The following is a 3,421-nucleotide window of genomic DNA, read 5'->3' on the forward strand; positions in this document are numbered from 1 at the left end:
GTTCAGTATTGGTGACAGACCACCACAAGTATCCAACCTCAATTCTGTTCACAAGACCATCGTTGATGTTCTCGGCGAGCGATACCGTCGAATTTATTCTTAAAGTAGGTGCGGAATGACGGTTTTAGTGCTATTTTCCATTGGATTTTCTACTGTTGCACAGGCTGCGACCAGTAATGATATTCCCACCCGCAGTGAGATTCAGGGACGGCTGGACGCGCTCGGCAAGCAGAAAAGCCTGACGGAAGCCGATAAACTGACGCAGCAGGATCTCACGCACACGCTTGAGTATCTGGATGCCATTGATCGGGTACGCCAGGAGACCGCACAGCTAAAGCAACAGGCGACGCAAGCGCCCGCCAAACTGCGTCAGGCGGCAGACGATCTGGCTGCGTTAAGCAATAATGATGTTGCCACGGCGTCGCTTGAGGCGCTCTCGCTGCGCCAATTGGAAACCCGTCTCAATGAATCGCTGGATAACTTACAGTCGGCGCAGGAAAACCTTTCGACCTACAACAGTCAGTTGATCTCTCTGCAAACCCAGCCGGAACGTGTACAAAGCGCATTAACCGCACTGTCGCAGCGCAGCCAGCAGATTCGCAACCAGCTCAACGGCGTGGAAGCCAGTCAGAATGCGCTGCGCGCCAGCCAGCAAGCGCTGCTGCAAACCGAGCAGGCCTTGGTGGGTGTACAAATGGAGCAACAGCGTAAAAGCCTGGAAGTGAACACCACGCTGCAAGATTTGCTACAGAAGCAGCGCGACTATGCCTCTGCCCAGATTAATCAGTTAGAGAAAATGGTGCAGGTGTTGCAAGGGGTACTCAACGGCAAACGGCTAACGCTGTCGGAGAAAACCGCCAAAGAGGCGCAAACCTCGGAAGACACGCAGCGCATCCAGGAAAACCCGCTGGTGAAAGCGGAGATGGAAACCAACCACCAACTCAGCCAGCGCTTGGTTGCGGCGACGCAGTCGAGCAATACCCTGGTGCAGGAAAGCGTTCAGGTGAAGAACTGGCTCGATCGCACCCTGCAATCCGAACGTAACCTTAAAGAGCAGGTCACCGTGCTCAAGGGCAGTTTGTTGCTGTCGCGCATCCTGTATCAGCAGCAGCTTAACCTGCCTTCTGCCTCCTCCATGAACGACATGAGCACGCAAATTGCCGATCTGCGTCTGGAGCAGTTTGAGATCAATCAGCAGCGTGATGTGCTGTTTCGTGGCGACGAATACATCAGCAAATTGATGGCGGCCAACAAGGGCGTTGCGCTGGATGACGAAGTGCACGATGCGTTGGACCAGATCCTTGATACGCGGCGTGAACTGCTCGACCAGCTTAATAAGCAACTGTGCAACCAACTGATGCTGGCTATTAACCTGCAAATCAACCGTCAGCAGTTGGTCAGCGTCACGGCGTCATTGCAGCATACGCTGACGCAGCAGATTTTCTGGGTCAGCAGTAATAAACCGATGGATTGGACCTGGCTGAAAGAGTTGCCCGGGGGATTGAAACAACAAGTGCGTCATTCCAATCTGGCTTTCCAGTGGGATGACTGGCGTCAAGGGGCGTTACGGGCGCTAATTTTTATTGTACCGATGCTGCCGGGGATTATGCTGATCCTCGCGTTTGGTCTGTGCTTTCACTATGCCGAAAACGCCGTCGGGGATGCCGTGTGGGGCATGAGTCAGCAGTTTGCGCTGCTGTGGATGGTGTTCGGTTTGCTCTATCGGGCGATGAAACCCGGCGGTATCGGTGAGCGGCACTTCAATTTTAGCGTTTCACTGGCAGCCCACTACCGCCGTCAGGCGCTGCGGCTGAGTGGAGCGCTGCTGCCGTTGATCTTTTGGTCGGTTATCGGCGAGAAAGCACCGCTCTATCTGGTGGATGACGTGATCGGGCAGATTGTGATTTTCTGCAACCTGATCCTGTTGGGCATTCTGGTGTTCCCGCTCTGTCGTGACAGTTGGCGGGAAAAAGAGACACACACTATCCGGCTGATTGTGATTACCGTGATGGCGATCCTTCCGTTGGTCTTGCTGGGATTGATGGTGTGCGGCTACTTCTATACCACGCTGCGACTGCTGGGGCGTTGGGTGGAAAGCCTGTATTTGTTACTGGTGTGGAACCTGGTTTATCTGACTACTATCCGTGGTTTGAGCGTTGCGGCACGTCGATTGGCATACCGTCGTGCAGTGGCGCGTCGTCAGAACCTGAATAAAGAAGGGGCTGAGGGCAGCGAACTGGCACCGGAACCGCCGTTGGCGCTGGATCAGATTGGTCAGCAATCGTTGCGTTTGACCACCATGGTGCTGCTGCTGATTTTCTCTGGCGTGCTCTACTGGATTTGGTCCGATTTGGTCACGGTGATGTCCTACCTGGACAGCATTACGTTGTGGCATTACAACGCGACCGTGGCGGGCAATGCCGTATTGCAGGCGGTGACACTGGGCAATCTGATGCTGTCGATCATCGTTGCGGTGGTGGCCTATGTGTTAATGCGCAACTTGCCGGGCTTGCTGGAAGTGCTGGTATTGTCGCGTTTGCAATTGCGGCAGGGCACCTCTTACGCTATCACCACCATGTTGAGCTACCTGATCATGGCGGTGGGCACCACCACCTCGCTCAGTTCTATCGGGGTGTCATGGGACAAGTTGCAGTGGCTGGTTACCGCGTTGTTGGTGGGGTTAGGGTTCGGCTTGCAGGAAATTTTCGCCAACTTTATTTCCTGCCTGATCATCCTGTTCGAACGTCCGGTACGCATTGGCGATACCATCACCATTGGCACATACTCCGGTTCGGTCAGCAAAATTCGTATCCGCGCCACCACCATTACGGATTTCGATCGCAAAGAAGTGATTATTCCCAATAAGGCCTTCGTGACCGAGCGGCTGATCAACTGGTCACTGTCGGACACCATTACGCGTGTGCTGATTAAAATTGGCGTGGCCTACGGCTCCGATCTGGACAAGGTGAAAGCGGTGCTGTTGCAGGCGGCACATGAGAACAGCCGCGTGATGGCCGATCCTGAGCCGCAGGTGTTTTTCCTGGCGTTTGGTGCCAGCTCGCTGGATCACGAACTGCGGCTTTACGTGCGGGAACTGCGCGATCGCAGCTATACGGTGGATGAGTTAAACCGCAGTATCGACAGGCTGTGCCGGGAAAATAATATTGATATCGCGTTTAATCAGCTTGAAGTCTACCTGCATAACAAACAGGGTAGCGAAGTGCAGGAGATAAACCGCGCGTTGGGCGGTAACGCGGCAGGTGAAACGGCGTAAGCGGGGTCATCCGTCTGATAACATGTATTAGTCGCGACTTGATCTGACACTGGACCTTGCAAGGTTGAGAGTTACCGGTTTTGATATGGGTGTCCAATCCTTATACAAAACACGAGGTAACTCTCATGATTCATACTAACAATCCCA

The 3,421-nt window shown here is 53.9% G+C and carries 1 protein-coding gene; it reads left to right on the top strand.

Going from position 1 to position 3,421, the window contains the following annotated elements; translation table 11 throughout:
* The first annotated feature begins 115 nt into the window (after window positions 1-115).
* Window positions 116-3,274 carry an MscS family mechanosensitive channel gene (locus ACTBDZ_RS16225; RefSeq protein WP_438816076.1) on the top strand — a complete coding sequence of 1,053 codons (3,159 nt, stop codon included), beginning with the start codon at window positions 116-118 and terminating at the stop codon, window positions 3,272-3,274.
* Window positions 3,275-3,421: the final 147 nt, after the last annotated feature.

The sequence above is a fragment of the Symbiopectobacterium sp. genome (assembly GCF_051710365.1).
Classification (GTDB): Bacteria; Pseudomonadota; Gammaproteobacteria; order Enterobacterales; family Enterobacteriaceae; genus Symbiopectobacterium.